A 737-nucleotide genomic window follows, 5' to 3' on the forward strand; every position below is an offset into this window, starting at 1 on the left:
TCGGTGGCGGCCGTATCAGCTTCGACGGTCGCCGCTCGTGAAACATGTCCTGGAGCGGCTTGAGCCGCTCCAGTCCGCCACAATGAAAGAGAAGGTTACGAAAATGATTGAAGTTCTTGCATTCGCTACGCCTAACAGCGTCAAAGTGCCGATAGCACTGGAGGAAATGGGGCTCGACTATCGGCTCGTTCCCGTCAACCTGCGCCAGGGCGAACAGAAGACCGACGCCTTCAAGGCGATGAATCCCAACGCAAAAGTCCCGGTTCTCATCGACCCTTCCGTTCTTGGGGACGGCGATGTGGTCCTGAGCGAATCCGCCGCGATCCTGGTCTACCTTGCAGAAAAGACCGGACAACTTCTTCCGAAGGATGGCCTCCGCCGCGGCAAGGTCTTCGAGCAGCTCTTCTTCCACGCATCCGGCCTCAGCCCGGCATTCCTCCAGGCGTTTCTGGTCGCGATTCAGTCGTCACCCCAACCCGAGGCCCAAGCGCGCGCGTTAGCGGACGTTGACCGGACGCTGGGCGTGCTCAATCTCGGCCTTGAGCATCATCGGTACGTTGCTGGTGATGCATACAGTGTCGCGGACATCGCCCATTTCGGGTGGGTGTGGCGCCATCAGGCAATTGGCGCGACCCTCGACAAGTTTCCATTCGTCGCTCGTTGGTATGACGAGATTTCGGCTCGACCCGCAGTCGTCACCGCCATCGCAAAGACCTTGGCGCTCGCTCAGTAGTGCG

1 protein-coding gene is annotated in these 737 nt (G+C 59.7%); it reads left to right on the forward strand.

All coding sequences use genetic code 11. The features are described 5' to 3' along the window. A partial coding sequence (locus ACGLHR_RS51990) for a glutathione S-transferase family protein (protein ID WP_400103965.1) occupies positions 1-733 on the forward strand: 733 nt, incomplete at its 5' end. Between the last annotated feature and the right edge of the window lie 4 nt (positions 734-737).

The sequence above is a fragment of the Cupriavidus sp. CuC1 genome (assembly GCF_044627735.1).
Lineage (GTDB): Bacteria > Pseudomonadota > Gammaproteobacteria > Burkholderiales > Burkholderiaceae > Cupriavidus > Cupriavidus ulmosensis.